Source organism: Rapidithrix thailandica, assembly GCF_039710355.1.
Taxonomy (GTDB): Bacteria; Bacteroidota; Bacteroidia; order Cytophagales; family Flammeovirgaceae; genus Rapidithrix; species Rapidithrix thailandica.
The window spans coordinates 61,521-81,022 of the sequence record NZ_JBDKWZ010000003.1 but is presented as its reverse complement, the minus strand read 5'-3'; the positions used below and the strand labels follow the sequence as shown (position 1 = coordinate 81,022).

The 19,502-nt window shown below is 41.5% G+C and carries 13 protein-coding genes; 9 read left to right on the top strand and 4 right to left on the bottom strand.

Annotation, left to right across the window (positions count from 1 at the left end):
* The first annotated feature begins 119 nt into the window (after positions 1–119).
* Together AAG747_RS06045 and AAG747_RS06040 are read left to right on the top strand one after the other, a co-directional pair.
* A complete protein-coding gene (locus tag AAG747_RS06045; protein WP_346820246.1) occupies positions 120–746 on the top strand; it encodes an SPOR domain-containing protein in 627 nt (208 codons plus the stop codon).
* A gap of 313 nt (positions 747–1,059) precedes the next feature.
* The gene (locus AAG747_RS06040) at positions 1,060–1,281 is read left to right on the top strand and encodes a DUF2795 domain-containing protein (protein WP_346820245.1); all 222 of its coding nucleotides are present in this window, start codon (positions 1,060–1,062) and stop codon (positions 1,279–1,281) included.
* Between the two features lie 134 nt (positions 1,282–1,415).
* On the opposite strand, the gene AAG747_RS06035 is transcribed toward AAG747_RS06040, so the two are convergent.
* On the bottom strand, positions 1,416–2,102 hold the full coding sequence (locus AAG747_RS06035) for a 2-C-methyl-D-erythritol 4-phosphate cytidylyltransferase (protein WP_346820244.1): 687 nt from the start codon (positions 2,100–2,102) through the stop codon (positions 1,416–1,418).
* 190 nt (positions 2,103–2,292) lie between these two features.
* Here AAG747_RS06035 and pdhA point away from each other — a divergent pair, with 190 nt between their 5' ends.
* Together pdhA and AAG747_RS06025 are read left to right on the top strand one after the other, a co-directional pair.
* Positions 2,293–3,315 (top strand): pyruvate dehydrogenase (acetyl-transferring) E1 component subunit alpha, encoded by a 1,023-nt coding sequence (pdhA, locus tag AAG747_RS06030; RefSeq protein ID WP_346820243.1) that lies wholly within the window; start codon positions 2,293–2,295, stop codon positions 3,313–3,315.
* 346 nt (positions 3,316–3,661) lie between these two features.
* Positions 3,662–4,378 (top strand): tetratricopeptide repeat protein, encoded by a 717-nt coding sequence (locus tag AAG747_RS06025; protein ID WP_346820242.1) that lies wholly within the window; start codon positions 3,662–3,664, stop codon positions 4,376–4,378.
* A gap of 197 nt (positions 4,379–4,575) precedes the next feature.
* Here AAG747_RS06025 and AAG747_RS06020 read toward each other — a convergent pair whose 3' ends face one another.
* Positions 4,576–5,814, bottom strand: a complete 1,239-nt coding sequence (locus AAG747_RS06020) for a M16 family metallopeptidase (protein ID WP_346820241.1) — start codon at positions 5,812–5,814, stop codon at positions 4,576–4,578.
* Between the two features lie 446 nt (positions 5,815–6,260).
* Here AAG747_RS06020 and AAG747_RS06015 point away from each other — a divergent pair, with 446 nt between their 5' ends.
* Positions 6,261–7,190: a Ppx/GppA phosphatase family protein gene (locus AAG747_RS06015; protein ID WP_346820240.1), complete on the top strand. Its 930-nt coding sequence runs from the start codon at positions 6,261–6,263 to the stop codon at positions 7,188–7,190.
* Between the two features lie 3 nt (positions 7,191–7,193).
* Here AAG747_RS06015 and AAG747_RS06010 read toward each other — a convergent pair whose 3' ends face one another.
* Positions 7,194–8,045, bottom strand: a complete 852-nt coding sequence (locus tag AAG747_RS06010) for a universal stress protein (protein WP_346820239.1) — start codon at positions 8,043–8,045, stop codon at positions 7,194–7,196.
* A gap of 273 nt (positions 8,046–8,318) precedes the next feature.
* Here AAG747_RS06010 and purE point away from each other — a divergent pair, with 273 nt between their 5' ends.
* Positions 8,319–8,846 (top strand): 5-(carboxyamino)imidazole ribonucleotide mutase, encoded by a 528-nt coding sequence (purE, locus tag AAG747_RS06005; protein ID WP_346820238.1) that lies wholly within the window; start codon positions 8,319–8,321, stop codon positions 8,844–8,846.
* A 69-nt stretch (positions 8,847–8,915) separates the two neighbouring features.
* Here the strand turns inward: purE and AAG747_RS06000 are convergent, their stop codons facing one another.
* A complete protein-coding gene (locus AAG747_RS06000; RefSeq protein ID WP_346820237.1) occupies positions 8,916–9,635 on the bottom strand; it encodes a hypothetical protein in 720 nt (239 codons plus the stop codon).
* A gap of 291 nt (positions 9,636–9,926) precedes the next feature.
* Between AAG747_RS06000 and dnaK the strand changes: the two genes are divergently transcribed.
* From dnaK to AAG747_RS05985, 3 genes are all read left to right on the top strand, one after another.
* Positions 9,927–11,867: a molecular chaperone DnaK gene (gene dnaK, locus AAG747_RS05995; protein ID WP_346820236.1), complete on the top strand. Its 1,941-nt coding sequence runs from the start codon at positions 9,927–9,929 to the stop codon at positions 11,865–11,867.
* Positions 11,868–12,169: 302 nt separating this feature from the next.
* Positions 12,170–13,042 carry a succinate--CoA ligase subunit alpha gene (gene sucD / locus AAG747_RS05990; RefSeq protein ID WP_346820235.1) on the top strand — a complete coding sequence of 291 codons (873 nt, stop codon included), beginning with the start codon at positions 12,170–12,172 and terminating at the stop codon, positions 13,040–13,042.
* Between the two features lie 187 nt (positions 13,043–13,229).
* Positions 13,230–19,310, top strand: coding sequence for a carboxypeptidase-like regulatory domain-containing protein (locus AAG747_RS05985; RefSeq protein ID WP_346820234.1), 6,081 nt, complete (start codon positions 13,230–13,232; stop codon positions 19,308–19,310).
* Positions 19,311–19,502 lie beyond the last annotated feature (192 nt).

Here is a 19,502-nt window from a genome sequence, read left to right as displayed (position 1 = left end):
ATTGAGCGGTCATCGTAAAAAGCAGAGATAAGATACTAGAAAATCACCAGTCAGGTTTATAATCTAAGAATTAGAAATTACTGTAAAAAGCATTTTTTTGGAATAAAATACATTGAATTATGAAACATGCTCTATTGGCCATACTTTTAATTTGGGGAATGGGTATCCTTGCTGTGGTGGATGTTTCCGCACAAAGTAAAGCCGAACGTAAAGCGAAGAAGAAGGAGATGAAGAAGTGGAAACGAAAACTCAAAGGTGTAGATCCTATTAAATTCAAAGAGATGACAGAGGATTATAATATGCTGAAAGGGGAAGTGGCCGGCCTGAAAAGTCAGGTAGGTAAATTACAAAAAGAAGCCCAGGATGCTACCTCGCAATTAGGCTCTAAAAACGAGCAAATTTCATCCTTAGAGCAAAAGTTGAAAGACTTACAAGAGGATTGTGACAATAATGTTTCCAACACAGGGGATGACTACACCAAAGGAGTGGTTTACAAGGTACAAATCGGGGCCTTCCGAAATAAAGACCTGAGTCAGTTCCAAGAAAAAGGTAATTTCTGGACAGAGGATGAAGACGGGTTGAAAAAATATACCATCGGGTATTTCAGAGATTATTGGGAAGCCGATACCTTCAAAAAATATTTGAGAGAAATGGGGGTGAAAGATGCTTGGATCGTAGCTTATGACAATAACGAAAGAAAGGATATTAAAGAAGTGCTGGAAATGAGCTCAACACAAGAAAATTAAACATTACATTCAAAAATTTATTTGATTGTAAGACAGTGCTGGAACAAGCACTGTCTTTTTTTGTTTTTCTTCAAAAAAAGAGTATAAAAAAGAGAACAGTATTTGTGAAGGGAAAAAAATCACAGAATAAATTATATTGAATTTGAAAAAGTTGAATTTTTCTGTGAAAAAATTTTTTCTTTTGCGAAAAACTAATTTATACTATTAATAGTTACCTTGTACAGAAAATCGTGATATTTTATATCATTGATGGTATGAGTGGAGTGATTTATACAAATATTTAGGTTATACGCTATATTAAACATTTTTGCCTATGTATTGGACATTAGAATTAGCCTCATACTTAGAGGATGCACCATGGCCAGCAACTAAAGAAGAGCTTATTGACTATTCCATTAGAACTGGTGCCCCTCTAGAGGTTGTAGAGAATCTTCAGGAATTGGAAGATGACGGACAGCCATATGAGAATATTGAAGAGATATGGCCAGACTATCCTACGAAAGAGGACTTCTTCTTTAATGAAGATGAATATTGATGTAGAAGGATAATAAAAAATATCTGAAAGTCAGTAAGTTTATATTGAAGGATTGCTCAGCATAGCAGGCGTTGCCGGCTATACATGCCGGGCAATCCTTTGGTTGTTTTTATTGAACTCGATATAGATAAGGTTTACTTTCTTCTGTTAAGCCAGTTTTCGGCAAAAATCAAATCCTCAGGGGTGGTGATTTTGATATTGGTGTACTCCCCTTCCATCAGGTGAATTGTTGCACCAGCATATTCCGCTACACTGGCATCATCGGTAAAAAAATCCCGCTCCGCTGTCTGATAAGCTGAAAGGATCAATTCGGTGGTAAAGGTTTGAGGGGTTTGAATCAAACGGAATAGCGAGCGGTCTACAGCTTGACTTGTCCCATGCGCGCTTATTTGACGGATAGAGTCCTTTAACGGTACAGAAGTAATGGCATTGCCATGAAGCTGTGCTTGCTCAAAAGAATGCCGGATGACTTTTTTACTCACCAAAGGGCGCACTCCATCGTGAATGGCTACCACCCCTGGCTCCTTAATTAAACCAAGCCCTTGGCTGACAGACTGAAACCGCGATGCCCCTCCGGCCACCAATTGATGGGGCAAGGTAAAATGATGTTGCTTAACTAACTGTTGCCAATAGGAAAATTGCCCTTCTGGCAATACCAATATCAGTTCTATTTGAGGGAGGGCCTGTTTAAACTTTGACAAAGTATGCATCACTATCGGGTAATCTGCCAAAGGCAAAAATTGCTTCGGAACCTCCGATTGCATTCTGTTGCCACTCCCTCCTGCTACAATGATCCCATAGTATTTCATATCCGTACTCATTTTGACTCTACGATTTTGTAGTATGATGATGGGTAAGCCAAGGCTAACCAATTAACCTCCAAGGCAAAAGCCGGAGGAATAATCTCTACTTTTTTATAAGAATTTTGGTCTTCTGTCTTACCTTTGTAGGTCTTCCAGGAAGAGTGTAATGCGTAATGAATCGAAAAATTAATGTAAATACACCGTTGCAATGTTAACACAAGAAAAAGAAAGCCAAGCGAAAACATATAGTTTTTCCAAAGATACGTACCTTACCTGGTACGAGCAGATGCTTTTGATCCGGAGATTTGAGGAGAAAGCAGGGCAATTGTATGGCCAGCAAAAAATCAGAGGCTTTTGTCACTTATATATCGGTCAAGAAGCATGTGCGGCCGGTGCCGTTTCAGCTTTGCAAAAAGACGATAAGTGGATCACTGCTTACCGTGATCACGGACACCCCTTAGCCTTAGGGACAGATCCGAATGCGGTTATGGCTGAACTGTATGGAAAAGCTACAGGCTGTTCCAAAGGTAAAGGAGGCTCTATGCACATCTTTGACAAAAGTGTGAATTTTGTAGGTGGACACGGAATCGTGGGGGGACAAATTCCTTTAGGTGCCGGACTTGGTTTTGCGGAGAAATATAAAAAGACCAAAAGTTTATCTATTTGTTACCTAGGAGATGGAGCCGTACGACAAGGTGCTTTACACGAAACCTTCAACATGGCCATGTTCTGGAAAATACCTGTCATCTTCGTTATCGAAAATAACGGATATGCAATGGGTACTTCTGTAACAAGAACTTCTAACGTAACGGACTTATACAAAATCGGTTCTGCTTACGATATGCCTGCCGAAGCAGTGGATGCCATGCAAGTAGAAGAAGTGCATTTGGCTGTGGAAAGAGCTGCCGAAAGAGCCAGAAGCGGTGAAGGGCCAACCTTGTTGGAATTCAGAACCTACCGCTACAAAGGCCACTCTATGTCTGATCCGGCTAAATACCGTACAAAGGAAGAAGTGGCAGAATATAAAAAGCAAGATCCTATTGAGCAATGTAAATTAGCCATTCTTGCCAATGGATACGCTACGGAAGAAGAATTGAAAGGAATCGATAAGAAAATCAAAGCCAGAGTAGTGGAATCAGTGAAGTTCGCTGAGGAATCTCCTTGGCCGGATGCCTCTGAAATATATAAGGATGTATATGTGGAAGACGACTACCCCTTCGTGACCGAATAGGGTATAAGTTCTTCTAAAGGCTAAAACCGTCATAAGATTTTTTAAACTTATGACGGTTTTTTATTTCGTTTTCAAAGAATTAATATAATATTCGCAGATGGGTGGTGTAACTACATCATTCGAATGCTAAGATGTAGCATATTCTATTCCTCTGTAAAGATGACGGTAAAGCCAGTTGACAAAATGTAAAGTGTATTCCAGTAATTTCCTTTCGGTTCATTAAGAATACGGTTCTTTTTGAGAAGGGAGAAGAGTGAATTTGGAGCAGTACTTTTCAGAAGAGGAGAAAATATTTATAAAATTCAAGAAATTCATTAATTTTGCGGCTTTAAAGGTTTGTTTAGCTATGGCAAAGAAAGACAAAGCAAAAGAGAAAGAGCACCATAAGGAAAGTGTTGAAATTATTGAGAGTCCTGAAGCATTACAGGATCAAATCAGTAAATCGCAAGAGTTTGCTGAGAAGAATAAAAATGCAATTGCAGTATTGCTGACTATTATAGTGGTGGCAATCGGTGGTTTTTTCTTGTATAAACTTTATTTAGACAATAAGGAAAAAGAAGCTCAAGAACAGCTGTTCCCTGCCGTGTTCTATTTTGAGAAAGACTCTTTGAATAAAGCCTTGCAAGGGGACGGAAACTATACGGAAGGTTTGGAAGCCGTAAGTGAGGAGTATGGATTGACCAAAGCGGGCAACCTGGCAAATTTATATGCCGGTTTGGCTTATCTCAACCAAGGTGAATACGATCAGGCTATTGATGTATTAGAGCAGTTTTCCGCTTCGGATTACCTGGTGCAAGCCCGGGCTTATGCATTGATCGGTGATGCGTATATGGAAAAAGAAGACTTTGGCCAAGCGATTAGCTATTATAAAAAAGCGGCAGATTATTATCCTAATGAGCAGTTTACCCCTTCTTACCTTTTAAAGTTGGCCGTAGCCTATGAAGCATCGGGTGATTTGCAAAAAGCCGTAGACGTCTATGAAGATATTGTCAATGAATATAAAACGGCAACAGAAGTAAATGAAGCCAAAAAATACTTGGCAAAAGCACAAGCTTCTTTGTAATAAGGTAAAAAATCTTTTTTGCCTTCGTTGACCAAAAAAAGAAATGGGCGAATGAATATCGCTTAAGAGTTTGATTTGCAATTGTGAGAATTAAGGCTGCCCGGATCTTTTCGGGCAGCCTCTTTTTTTATACAATAGCAAAAAAAGAAGGGAGGAAGCGCACACTGTCTTCCTCCCTTCTCCTTTAGGCTAAAGGATTACTTTTTTGCTAAGTAGTTTAATGTAGAGCAATTGTCTGCCCGTAGTACCTCTTGAGCCACTTGATGAAGTTGTTCTTGTGTAACAGTATTAATCTTATGCGCTTCCTGATTCACCAAGTTAGTATCTCCCAGTAGGGTAGCATAGGCCAGGTTGATAGCCCGGTTGAGTGGCTCCAATTCGGAAAATACCAAGGTAGATTCCGCTTGGTTTTTGACCTTTTGAAGTTCATCTTCCGGTATTGTTTCGGTTCTAAGGGTGTCCACTACCGATTCGATAGCCGTATTGGCTACTTGAATGTCAATATCCTGATTGAGCTTACCTGATACAACCAATAGACCTTTGTCGATTGAGCCCGTTACATAAGCACTGATAGAGCTGAAAAGCTTTTGTTTTTCTACGAGCTCTTGGTACAAACGGGCCGATTTGCTACGGCCTAATAAATCACTGAGCAGATCTGTGGCATGGTACTCGGGAGACAATTTTCCACACATCTGATACACTTTATAAATAGCACTGACAGGCACATTGCTTTCCATGGTTTCGGCCCGGGCTTCTGTTTGCCGGGCTTCCTCAGGCAATTGTCGGATATAGGGTTCACCGGAAGGTATAGGGCCAAACCACTTTTGGGCAAGTACTTTCACTTGTTCTAATTGTACATTTCCTGCCACTACCAAGACGGCGTTATTGGGCCGGTAGAAACGATAGAAAAAGTCTTTAACATCCTCCATACAGGCATTTTCAATATGACTGATTTCACGGCCTATGGTAGGCCATTGGTAAGGGTGCTTTTTATAGGCCATTGGGCGTAAGTGTAGCCATATGTCCCCGTAAGGTTGGTTCAAGTATCTTTGCTTGAACTCTTCAATCACTACCTTTTTTTGAACATCCAATACCTGTGGATCAAACGAAAGTGCCAGCATCCGGTCTGACTCCAGCCAGAAGGCCGTTTCCAAGTTATTTGCAGGAAGGGTAATGTAGTAATTCGTCAAATCAGGAGAAGTAAAAGCATTATTGTTCCCTCCTACTTTTTGTAAGGGAGTGTCGTAATTGGGAATGTTTTTGGAACCCCCAAACATCAAATGCTCGAATAAGTGAGCAAAGCCTGTTTTTTCTTCGCTCTCATCCCGCGAACCTACATTATAAGCAATATTTACCACTGCAATCGGTACGGAAGTATCTTCATGTACAATGACTTTTAATCCGTTATCTAAAACAAAACTTTGAAAATCAATCATATCTGTTGTCAGTTTTTCAATATACTGCCCTGTAGGACAAAGGGCAGGAACATACCTTCAAAGGCCGGCCCGCCATAAATTGTACTTGGTATGACTTAAATGTAGTTGAAATAAGTTCATTATTCGTGAATAAGGCCATTACCCTCTAGGGAATAGTTTGTATCATCAATGGAAAGTAAATGTATGTTTGCTTTAGCCAATTGGCCGGGAGATTTAAACCTACAATTTAATCAGTACTCTTGCGAATATCTAATGTCCTCCGAGGATTTCCTAAAAATCTATTACCTTTATTTTCTCACACAGAATATCTTTGTTTGAGTGGGCTTGTTCACTAGAGTGTATATGCTTGTTAAGGGTAAGAACCAACAATCGCTCCTGGTTTTTTAATGGAAAAGACAAGAGCAGCCCATTTGGTTGAAACTCATTAGTTAATTAAAGATAAGGAAATGCGCATTGCTGTATTGGATTTAGGGACAAATACCTTTCACCTGATCATTGCCGAAAGGACTCAAGGGGAAATCCGGATTTTACAAAGGGAAAGTGAGTTTGTCTGGTTAGGAAAAGGAGGGATTGACAAGGGGATCATTACTCCCGAAGCGGAAACCAGGGCGCTACAAACCCTTACGCGTTATAAAGAGATTATCAACCTTCATAGAGTCGATAAAATTGAGGGGACGGCTACCAGTGCGATCCGCAATGCCAGAAACGGGGAGGAAATATTGCGTAGAATCAAAGAAGAAACCGGGCTGAAAATACGGAGTATTGATGGAGATGAAGAAGCCAAGCTGATTTATTATGGAATTGACTTTTCGGTGCCGTTGGACCGGCATCCGGCCTTGATTATGGATATTGGAGGGGGGAGTGTTGAGTTTATCTTGGGAAATGAAGAGGGGATTTTGTGGAAACAGAGTTTTGAAATTGGCGCGCAGCGTTTGTTGAGCAAATTTGGAAACGAAGACCCTATGGCTCCTGAAGACCTGGACGGGTTACATGAATATGTCAGGCAAAGCTTACAACCCCTGTTGGAGCAAATAAAAATAGTCAAGCCGAGGCGTTTGATTGGTTCTGCAGGGACCTTTGATACCCTTAAAAAAATTCATGTACAGGCGATATGTGGATTGCCTTCAGTGGAAGACGAAGAGTTGGCTTATGATATTCCCGTGCAAGATTATCAGAAAATCCATCAAATGTTCCTTACTCTTCCTCGGCAGGATCGCTTGCAAATCCCCGGCATGATTGTGCAACGGGCAGATGTAATTGTAGTGGCTTCGGCTTTGTTAGATTTTGTGTTAAAACAAACGGGTTTTCAACAGTTCACTATCGCTTCCGGCTCATTGCGCGAAGGCTTGGTTTATAAACATTTGGTGTTAACCTGATTCTTAATGCCACATCACCAATACCGGGGTATCCGAATGGTAAGTAAGCCGTTTGCATACACTACTATGAAAAATTCCTTCGATGAACCCCCGGTGTTGGGGCATAACCGCAATCAAATCGATATTATTTTCTTTTAAAAAAGTTAACAAACCTTTTTCGGCACTTTTATTTTTAATCAGTTTAAAATGTAATTGACTGACAGGGGTAAACCAGTAGTTTTCTTCCAACTGGTGCAGTTTCTTACTTTCTAAAGAGGCTTTCTTTTCATCCTTGTTCACATGCAGAATGGTAAGCTCCGCATCGAATAGTTCACAAAATACTTTCAGGTAATCAATATTTTCAATGTCCTGATCTTGAAAGTCCGTGGCATACACCAAATGACGGAAGCCTTGAAACTGGGCTTTTTCCGGGATTGCCATCATCGGAATATGAATCCGGTCCATCACATGGGCCGTAATACTTCCCCACAAAAACTCATTGAAACCACTGGCACCACTTGTTCCCATAATGATCATATCAAAATCTTCCAATTCGGACACTTCTTCGATCATATCGGTAGCCAAACCTTGCAAAACTTGAATGACAAACTGGATTTTTCCGGATTGATCTTCGTAAAAAGGATCCTCCAAATCGTCAATAATCTTTTGCAACCGGTTTTTATGGTCTTGTTCTCGTTCCTCTGTGAGGGTCTCAATATATTCTACAGGAGGGGTGTTGATGCCTGTGGTAATGGGCACCTGAAAACTATTAAACAGTGTGATACTTGACCGCAGTTTTTTGGCGATGGCTATGGCATAGTGTAAAGCATTGATAGAAGTGGCTGAAAAATCTATGGGGACTAATATCGATTTCATGTTTGTTGAGATTTTTGAACTGCATGAATAGTGAATAAACCATAGAAATGAAGACAAGGCTTCTAAAAGACTAAATTGCTTCCAATCTGTGGTTTTGTGGATTATTTAGCCGGCCGGATACTGTATGGTTCCTAGAGACTTAATTTACATAAAATTTGAATAGGTTGGGAGTTTTTTCTTGAAGAGAATGACTGTATTAGGCATTGAGGAGACAGAATTGCTACCTTTGGCCTTATAAATGAATAATATATTTCCTGATAAATAGTGACGATTATGAACAATCCAAAGGTAGGCATCATTATGGGTAGCAAGTCTGATCTGAAAGTTATGTCAGAAGCTGCTGAGATTTTAGAAGAATTGAACGTGCCATTTGAAGTAACGGTAGTTTCGGCACACCGGACCCCCGAACGCATGGTAGACTATGCCAAAGAAGCACAGGCCCGAGGCTTGCAAGTGATTATTGCCGGAGCCGGTGGTGCCGCCCATTTACCGGGTATGGTCGCCTCTATAACCAGCCTTCCGGTAATAGGCGTACCGGTGAAATCTAGAAATTCTATTGATGGTTGGGATTCGGTCCTGTCCATTTTACAAATGCCTGCGGGAGTACCGGTGGCTACAGTCGCTTTGGACGGAGCAAAAAATGCAGGAATTTTAGCTGCTCAGATTGTGGCTACCGCGGATGCACAAGTGGCGGAAAAAATCACTCAATACAAAGCTTCATTGAAAGACAAAGTGTTGAAGTCGGCAGAAGAAATGGAAGAGCAAGGTTGGAAACCTAAAGAAATCGGGTTTAATCGATAAAATTAAGTGTACGGTATGCAAAACCGGGAAAACAGGTGGTGGCATCTTCGGTTTTCCCGGTTTTTGTATTTATTCCATCCGAAAACTCAAACCAATAGAGGGCAATAGCATGTCCGTCCTACTGCTACGGATATGGTAAGTAAACGCATTAGTCGCATCGTCAAATTTGACATCGCCCTTTTTCATATAGTTGGCTTTGGAACCCTGCAAATACCGGAGTTTTAGATCCAGTGCAATTGCCGGGCCCAAGCGGATAAAGAGACCTCCGCCACCACCATAGCTCATCGTCCAATGCAACAGTTCGGTATTTTGATCGATGGGTTCATTGCCATAGTCATCTTTCAACGTGTAGCGGGTATAAAGCACTTTTGTGCCCACGAGTCCTTCTACATACGGCTGAATGGGAAAGTTCAGGTCCGGTTTGATACGGGCAATCATATGAACGAGTGCAATATTATGGCTGCGCTGCCTATCCCACGTTTCGCGAAACCCATCAACCCATACCGTCACATCCTCCGATTGCATTCCATAGGTCATTATCCCTGCTTGCATTCCTAAATACATAGGAGATTCTTCCACTTGCCCCAGAAAGCTGCCTTGGATACCAAAGCCGAACAGACCGGGAACTTCTGATTTGAATTCGTTCACAGGCAAACCACCCATTAGAGAGAGGTCTATTGAACTTTGGGCATAGACTTGAACAGAAAGAGAAATTCCGAAGAGGATAGGGGTAAATGTTCTGACAAAGACAAACTGCAGTTCAAATCCCAGGGAAGTAATTGTATTCATAATTTAGGGTTTGTGAGTTGGGGAAAAGGTTAGTTCAAAAACGGATACACTTGAAGCTTGCTCAAACAAATCGCTTCAGGTGGTCCTTATATATTGATAATCTTGACAAAAACCGGGTTTCTTGTCTGAAGTATGACACATGATAAAAGCTTATTGGCAGAGTATGAGAAAAGAATGGAAAGTAAAATGTGACAATGTGTCATAACAAATCTGTTGGCACAAGCATTGAACAGCACAAATGGAATTCAGAATTAAATTATTTATTCAAAATACTAAAAGAGTTAAGCAACCATGAGTAAAATAATCGGTATAGACTTGGGGACTACCAACTCTTGCGTGGCTGTGATGGAAGGGAACGAGCCCGTAGTTATCCCAAATAGTGAAGGAAGAAGAACCACCCCCTCTATTGTCGCATTTTTAGAGGATGGTAAAGGAGAGAGAAAAGTGGGAGACCCTGCAAAGCGTCAGGCAATCACTAACCCGCACAATACCATTCAGTCTATCAAGCGCTTTATGGGTAAAAAGTTCTCAGAAGTACCTGAGGAACGAAGAGGAATGGCTTATGTGGTAGAACAAGGCAACAACGATACCGTACGGGTAAAAATTGGAGACCGTCAGTACACTGCACAAGAAATCTCTGCAATGGTATTGCAAAAAATGAAGCAAACTGCAGAAGATTATTTAGGCACTACAGTGGATGAAGCAGTAGTGACTGTACCTGCTTATTTTAATGATGCTGAGCGTCAAGCAACTAAAGAAGCGGGTGAAATTGCTGGTTTAAAAGTACGAAGAATTATTAACGAGCCTACTGCCGCTGCGTTGGCGTATGGTTTGGATAAAAGTGATAAAGAACAAAAAATCGCTGTGTTTGACTTAGGAGGGGGGACATTTGATATCTCTATCCTGGAGCTTGGAGACGGTGTATTTGAAGTAAAATCAACTAACGGTGATGTTCACTTAGGTGGAGATGACTTTGACAGCCGTATCATCGATTGGTTGGCGGATGAATTTTTGAATGACGAAGGCATTGACCTGAGAAAGGATCCAATGGCCTTACAGCGTCTGAAAGAAGCTGCGGAGAAAGCAAAAATCGAGTTGTCTAGTTCTACGAGCACTGAGATTAACTTGCCATATATCATGCCGGTAGACGGTATTCCTAAGCACTTGGTGAAATCATTAAGCCGTGCGAAGTTCGAGCAAATCTGCCATGATTTGATTGAGCGTTGCTTGGAGCCCTGCCGCAAAGCATTGAAAGATGCAAACATGCCTACTTCCGAAATTGACGAAGTCATCTTGGTAGGAGGTTCTACTCGTATTCCTAGAATCCAAGAAGAAGTAGAGAAATTTTTCGGCAAGAAACCTTCTAAAGGGGTAAACCCTGATGAAGTAGTAGCCATCGGTGCTGCGATCCAAGGTGGGGTATTAACCGGTGAAGTGAAGGATGTATTGTTGTTGGATGTCACCCCTCTTTCATTAGGTATCGAAACCATGGGAGGTGTATTCACCAGCTTGATTGAAGCGAACACGACTATCCCAACCAAAAAATCTCAAGTGTTCTCTACCGCCGCTGACAGTCAGCCATCAGTAGAAATTCACGTACTTCAAGGAGAGCGTAAAATGGCTCAATACAACAAAACCATTGGTCGCTTCCACTTGGATGGTATTCCACCCGCTCCAAGAGGGATTCCACAAATTGAAGTAACGTTTGATATAGATGCTAACGGTATCTTGCACGTAACGGCTCTGGATAAAGGAACCAACAAAAAACAAGATATCCGTATCGAAGCTTCTTCCGGATTGACCGATGACGAAATCGAAAAGATGAAAGCAGAGGCAAAAGCCAATGAAGAGCAAGATAAGCAAGAAAAAGAAAAAGTAGACAAAGTCAATGCGGCTGATTCTTTGATCTTCCAAACGGAAAAACAGTTGAAGGAATATGGGGATAAATTGTCTGAGGGCAATAAATCTACCATTGAAGCGGCCTTGACTGAGTTGAAAACCGCGCATCAAAGCCAAGATTTGACGGCCATTGATGCTGCCATGGAAAAATTGAATGCAGCATGGCAAGCGGCTTCTCAGGAGATGTACCAAGCTGCCGGAGCTGATGCTGCGGGTGCGCAAGGTGCTGCCGGAGAGCAAGGCGGACAACAAGCCGGAGGAGAGCAAAGCAAAGGTGATGATGATGTGACCGATGTCGAATTCGAAGAAGTAGACAAAGACAAAAAAGACTAATAGGGTCTTTATGATATGGTAAAGCCTTATGGAAGTTTTCTTCCGTAAGGCTTTTTTTATTTCGTATATGAGAAGGCAGAGTACAGTCTTTTCTGGTATTTGCCCGGTCTTGAGTTGAGATTTTCCGTAGGAGAACATTATTTGAAAAATGCCCGATAGAATTATGTCAGGATCATTCAACTTTTTTCTCAAAACCTTTTACCAGGAAATTTCCCAAGAACTTTAGTAAATACATGTTTTTAGTGTAAATTCGCAATCCATGTACGTAATTTTTTAACTCGATCAATCTATTCGAAAATACAATGAGTGTATTAGTTAATAAAACCTCAAAGATTATCGTCCAGGGATTTACCGGATCTGAAGGTTCTTTCCATGCGGAGCAAATGATTGAATATGGAACGAATGTAGTAGGAGGGGTAACTCCCGGCAAAGGTGGCCAAACTCACCTGGACCGTCCTGTATTCAACACAGTAGAAGAAGCCGTAAAAGCAACTGGAGCGGATGTATCTATCATCTTTGTTCCACCAGCCTTTGCAGCGGATGCTGTAATGGAAGCGGCCAATGCAGGGATCAAAGTGATCATTGCTATCACAGAAGGAATTCCTACCAAAGATATGATTCAGGTAAAAGAATATCTTTCTGACAAAGATGTGACCCTGATCGGACCAAACTGCCCGGGTGTAATTACTCCAGGCGAAGCAAAAGTTGGGATTATGCCAGGATTTATCCACACTCCTGGTAAAATCGGTATCGTTTCTCGTTCCGGTACACTCACTTACGAAGCAGTAGACCAAATTACTAAAGCCGGCTTAGGTCAGTCTACTTGTATTGGTATCGGTGGTGACCCAATCATTGGAACCACTACGAAAGAAGCGGTGAAATTACTGATGGAAGATCCGGATACGGAAGGAATCATTATGATCGGAGAGATTGGTGGAAGTATGGAAGCGGATGCTGCTCATTATGTGAAAGAGCATGGAACCAAGCCGGTAGTAGGATTTATTGCTGGCCAAACTGCACCTCCGGGCCGTAGAATGGGACATGCCGGTGCTATTATTGGTGGAGCTGAAGATACTGCTGAAGCAAAAATGAAAATTATGGAAGAGTGCGGAATTCACGTAGTAAAATCTCCTGCTGACATTGGAGAAACGATGGTAAAAGCACTTGGAAAATAAGAAAGAAATAATCAATCTTTCAATTAAAAGGACCCCGGATAAGTTTTCAGCTTATCCGGGGTCCTTTTTTGTGTGACCTTTGAAAATACCAAAGAAAAGAAAGGTTATTCCTCTTTTATACATAAATTTCTCTTGTATTTATATGGATTTCCCATAGCTTCTGCATCCCTTTTAAAAATACGGACTTATGTATAATAAACTTTACTTATCCATTCTCCTACTCTTCGGGCTGAATTCAACCTCCTTTTCTCAGCCCCTCCCAAAAAGCAGGTTTGATAGCCACTATACGTACCTTTATCAATTGAATTATGAACAAGCCCGGCAATTATATCAGACACATGGGCAATTGGATATTCAAGATCTTTCCTTATACCATACCCTGGTAGATTCCTTTCAGACAGATAGTAGTTATCTGAATCAGTTACCACCGGGATATTATCTATCCGTTTCTGCTAAATCCAATAAGTTGGAAGTGGGCTTCCTCCCTGTACACCGTTTGGATATTAAAATGTTGAATAACCAGACTGATTTGAACTTCTTGGTACATGACGAACAGGGGAATTTAATGAAAGCTGCGGAAGTCGTACTCGGCAAAAAGAAAATTTCTTTTGACCCCACTACTCAATCCTACAAGCTAAGAAAGACCCAAAAAGAAGGCCTGCTCACCATTTCTTATCAGGGGCATACGGACTTTTATTATATAGAAAAAGCAAAGAACAACTCCTGGTTCAAACGCACTTCCAAAGGAATACTCTACGGAGTTCCTCTCCGGTACATTTGGTTGCCCCCGGTAGGCTTTGTTCGTTCCATTACCCGGTCTATTCGCTGGGGAAGCCCTCAAGGGTGGCTACGACCTATTTGGGCAATCTTTACTGATGATTACCGGAGATATAGTGATAAATCCGGAAATTATAAGGGGTATATAACTTTCAATAAGCCTAAGTATTTGCCCGGAGATACGGTGAAACTGAAATTTTATTTAGCCAAAAAAAGCGGTCGAGCTATAAAAAAGCCTTTGGATGTATTTGTAAAACCGAGTTATAACAAGAAAGTAAATTTAGGAAGTGTAAAGCCATATCAGAAAGGAGGGTATGCATTTGAATTTATACTACACGATTCGCTGGGATTGAAACTGGACCGCTCGTATTCCATTGAGGTAAAACGAAAAAAACAACAGCTACTATCCGGGTGGTTTAAGTTTGAGGATTACGAATTGGAAGATTATACGTTGAAAACGAGACTGCTTAAAAAAGAACATCATCAAGGCGAAAAACAGGCATTGATGGTGAAGGCTGAAGATTCCAACCGTATGAATATTTTGGATGGCCGTGTTCGTTTGCTTGTACGTCCCGAAAGTATTTATCGATTTCATCAGGATCACGTATTTGTACCGGATACTTTATGGGCGTTCGAGCAAAAGTTAGAAGCGGTAGGGGAAACCAAAATCGCCTTAGTGGATTCTTTATTTCATGATATTTCGGCCCGGTATCAGGTAGAAGTGCAGTCATTGAATGGGAATAATGAAATGTATACCCAACGGTTGAACGCTGAGTTTAAGCATGAAACTCCTCCTCTTAAATTATCTTTAGAGGCAGATTCGTTGCAAGTGAATTTATCAGAAGCAATAAGAAAGGGAATGGTGAAGGGGTATGGAAGGGAGGGGCAACTGCTTTTCCAACAGCAAGTGAAGCAAAAGGCCGGGCTGAAAGTAAGCCCCTTTGTGTCGGAGTACCTTCTGTCGGCAGACAGTTTGGAAGAGCGGTTGACATTACGGTCAGAAACACCCTTATTGAACTGTTATACAAACCGCACCCGGGATTCCGTCCATATTACGATGGATAATCCTCGAAAACTACCCTTTTGGTATTCCATTTACCGGGGCAATTCCCTCGTACAAGAAGGCATGGATTCTTCATTGCACTTTTCGTGCAAAGCAAAACCTGCTGAGCGCTACTTTATTTCCTATCAGTACTTGTGGAATGGAAAGACGGAAGAAAAAAATTATTCCATTCCATATGGAGACAAGGGTTTGAATATTGAAGTGAAACAAAAACAGGTAGTGAGTCCGGGTGAGGAAGTAAAAGTTCACCTCAAAGTGACCGATGAACGGAACAAGCCTGTTCCAAAAACAGACGTGACTGCCTTGGCGTATTCCGCTAAATTTAAATCAGAACAGTCAACAGGTTTGCCTGTTTGGAAGAAAGAACAGAAAGGAAGAACATACATCAATGAGTTTCATAAAAGGAAAAATCCTTGGTTGCAAAAGGATTGGACGGATACCTTGAATTATGATGCTTGGCGTTTGAGAATGGGGCTGGACACCTTGGCATTTTACCGGTTTTTGTATCCGGATTCGGGGCTTTATACGCAATACATCCCCTCTCAAGACAGCATCGCCCAGGTTTCTCCATTTGTTTCGCAGCATGGGCGTTTGTTGCATTCCTACTTGGTGTATATTGATGATGAGTTAGTGTATTTTAGTGAGGTGGACGGACCGAACCCGTATGCTTTTGAAATGGATACTGGCTACCATACTATCAAAATCCGTACGTTTGACCAGCTTGTGGAAATGAAGAAGGTGTATTTGAAACCGTCTCATAAACTGGTGTTGAATCTGGATTTAAATGCGCCATTACCTCCGGGTTTCGGGGTCTGGCAAAAAGAGACTCAGTTGGAAACACATGAAGTAAAAAGGCTTAACAATAGCTTATTAAAGATCAGGCATAAGCGTAGCGATAAAAGGTCTTATTTTCAGCAAGGAGACCGTATTTACGAGTTGCCTCATCCACTCCCGTCCGACTCAAGTCCTAAGAGCTATTTAGTCGGGCCTTTTAAAGCCAGGAATTTGAAATATTCTCGGGGGTCTCAGTTTGAAACCGAATTTGTCTTTGAGCCTAATTTTGAATATGAAATTGATAAAAACAGGATACGGCAACGGTATAGTAAAGATATTATATCCAAACCTTATCCATTGAGGAATAAGGAAATGTATCCCCGTATATATGATTGGGTAAAAAGAATACAAAACCCACGACCTTATTCTCCGACTGTACTCATCTCTCATTTAGTGAATACGGCACCAGATCTGACTTTTCCTAAAAAAACCGGAAAGTTAAAGGTGCAATTTACGAATCTCACGATGCCGAAAATTGAAAAGATTCTCCTTTTCAAAGAAGGTGATCCTGTGGTTTATTTGAATAATAGATATAATCGAGAGTGGAAAAAAATTAATGAGGGTACCTACCAGATGCTGTTACTACTGGATAGTAATCGCTATTATTATCAAAAAGATATTCATATTCAAGCGAATGGTTTGAATTTTTACCGCTTTCATCCGCAAGATTGGCAAAGCATTGATATCACCCAGTGGCTTGCACTTTCTTCAGACAGTATAGTGACTGCTGCCTGTTCTCCGGAGGGCTTGGTTCAAGGATATGTGACGGATACGGTCAATAAGCCTGTTTTAGGAGCATATGTTTCCTTGAAAGGAGAACGACAAGGAGTGTACACAGGGCCATTGGGCAAGTTTTCTATTGTGGCCAAACCGGGAGATACCTTATACGTGCAAAGCCAAGAAATGGCACCGGTGATTTTACCTGTGGTGGACCAACAAGTGAAAAGAATCCGGATGAAAAGGCTGTCTTCTATGGTGTTGAAGGAAGTAATTGTAATGGGCTATGCCGCAAAGGAAAGAAGGTCTTTAACGTCGAGCATCTCCACATCCGGTGGTTCGGGGAAAAACCAAGAAGTAGCTTCAGAAAACGCACAGGGACTGATGAGAAGGTTTTCGGGGAAAGTAATGGATAAACATATGGAAATAGGGCTTCCGGGAGTCAATGTTCTTGTAAAAGGTACCGATATCGGTACGGTTACCGATATGGATGGGGCTTATTCTATTGAAGCACCGATAGGCAGTACTTTGTACTTTTCATATGTGGGATTCAAACCTTTAGAGTTGATGACTTCCGGCGGGATTCCTTCTACAATAATGATGGAAGAGGACAGTCACAATTTGGAAGAGGTTGTGGTGACGGGGTATAGCGTTTCCGGGGCTTTACAGGGTGGAGCTGCAGGAGTACAAGTGGAAAGCACAACTGCTCCGAGAATTTTGATAAGAGGAAGTAGCAGTTTGGTTGCATCGAGTACACCATTAGTGATTGTGGATGGCGTGCTTACAGAACTGTCTTTGGATGATTTATCTCCTGATCAGATCCATTCTATGGATATACTGCAGGGCGCACAAGCCACGGCATTATATGGCAGCAAAGCTTCCGGAGGTGTGGTGATTGTCACCACCGGAAAAGCCGTAGGGAAAATTGCTGAGGACGGCTCGATGGTAACTCCCCGGGAAAGTCAGCAGAATAGCTTGCGTTCCAATTTTTCAGACTATGCTTATTGGCAACCTTCTTTGACCACCGACCGCCAAGGAGAAGTAGAGTTTACCACTACCTTTCCGGATGATATCGGTGGGTGGGATACACAAGTATTGGCAATAAGAGGAAAGCGTACCGGACAGGTTTCGGGTTTGGTCAAATCCTTTAAATCCGTGGTTGCTACCTTGGCCGTTCCCCGTTTTGCCATTGAGGGCGATTCCGTGGCAATGATCGGAAAAACCTTAAACTATACTGAAGACTCTTTCGATATTCAAACTGAATTTGAAATCAATGGGAAACCGGTATTCCGGAACGAAAAACTTCTGGTGAATTCGGAAATTGACAGCTGTATGCATGGAGTCAACGGTAGGGACAGTGTACAGGTTAAGTATACGATGCAAAAGGACGGTGGATATTTTGATGGGGAACTGCGGAAAGTCCCCGTGTACCCTCAAGGGGTCAAGGAAACCGTAGGGAATTTTTTGGTGCTGCAAACGGATACGGTGCTGAACCTAATATTGCCTTATGAAGAAGTCTCAACCCAACTTTATCTACAGTCGTCGGCTTTGGAGGTGATGTTGAATGAGTTGGAACATATTCAGGAATACCCGTATGCGTGCAACGAACAGACGGCATCTAAGCTGATGGCGTATTTATTGGAAAAAGAAATTAGAGAGAGCCTGCAACAACCCTTTCTGCATGAAAAGCAAATTGAAAAGTTGCTCAAACGCTTGATAGATGCTCAAAAAGAAAACGGTAGTTGGGGCTGGTGGCCGGCCTCTTCTGAAAGCCTTCGTATGACGACCTATGTTGCTTCGGTATTATTGAAAGCCCGGGAAACAGGTTATCTGCCTGAGAGTGCCCTGTATACAACGACAGATTATCTTCAAGAGAATTTGAACAATATCCGGAGAACAAATAAACTGAATACATTAAGCATCTTAGCAAAGTTAAATGCACCTGTATATTTTGAAAAGCACCTTGATGAATTGGCAACAGATACCACCCTCACACTGACCGAATACTTACAATTACAACTACTCAGAAAACAACATCATTTACCGTATGAAGTGGACACCTTGAAAAGTTTGAAGAAAGAAACGTTGATGGGTGGTTTGTACTTTGGAGAAGAAAATTTTCATTGGGATGCCAATGCGGTACATACTACCTTGTGGGCTTATCAATTGTTGAAAGGTGAAGAGGGGTATGAATCGTATCTCAATAAAATGGCAATGTATTTTCTGGAGAAAAGGAATGGGGGATATTGGAGAAATACGTTTGAGTCAGCGAAGATTTTAGCGACACTTTTACCGGGTTATATGAAAGGTAAAAAAATAGAACACCACCAGAATTCGGTTCGGCTAACAGGAAATATAGAAGAAGAAATAACGGAATTTCCCTATGCTTTAAAAATTCCGGCAGGTCAAAAAGTGCAATTAGTGAAAAAGGGGGATTTGCCAATTTTCCTCCAGTATAGCCAATCTTTCTGGAACAATACGCCAGATCCGAATAAAGAATATTTTGACATTAGTTCTCTGTTTGAAAATAATCAGGACAGTGTGGTCAACCTTGAGGCGGGGAAAGTGATCAACCTGCAGGTAAAGGTAAAAGTTAAAAAGAAAGCTGAATATGTAATGATTGAAGTACCTATTCCGGCAGGTTGTACATATGATCGAAAGGAACGGGGATGGGGCTACAAAGAGGTTCACCGGGAATATTTTAAAGAAAAGGTAGCCATTTTTTGCGAATCCCTTTCACCGGGAGAGTATACCTTTGAAGTGCCTTTACAATCTCGTTTTAAAGGAGTTTATCATCTCAACCCCGCAAAAGCAGAGCTCATGTACTTCCCGGTGTTTTATGGACGGAACGGGATGAAGAAAGTACATCTCAAGTAGGAATTTATATACAAAAGCAAGCCCGGTTTACAGCTGTAAACCGGGCTTGCTTTTTATTCAACTAAGTATGTCACTAGTGTAGGGTGTTCCGGAATGAAGGCTAAATTTCCTGTAGCGTATAGGGCAATTATTTTATCCTTACTGTAAATGAAATTTTAACCTGAGTATTTATTAAATTGTACTATCATTCAC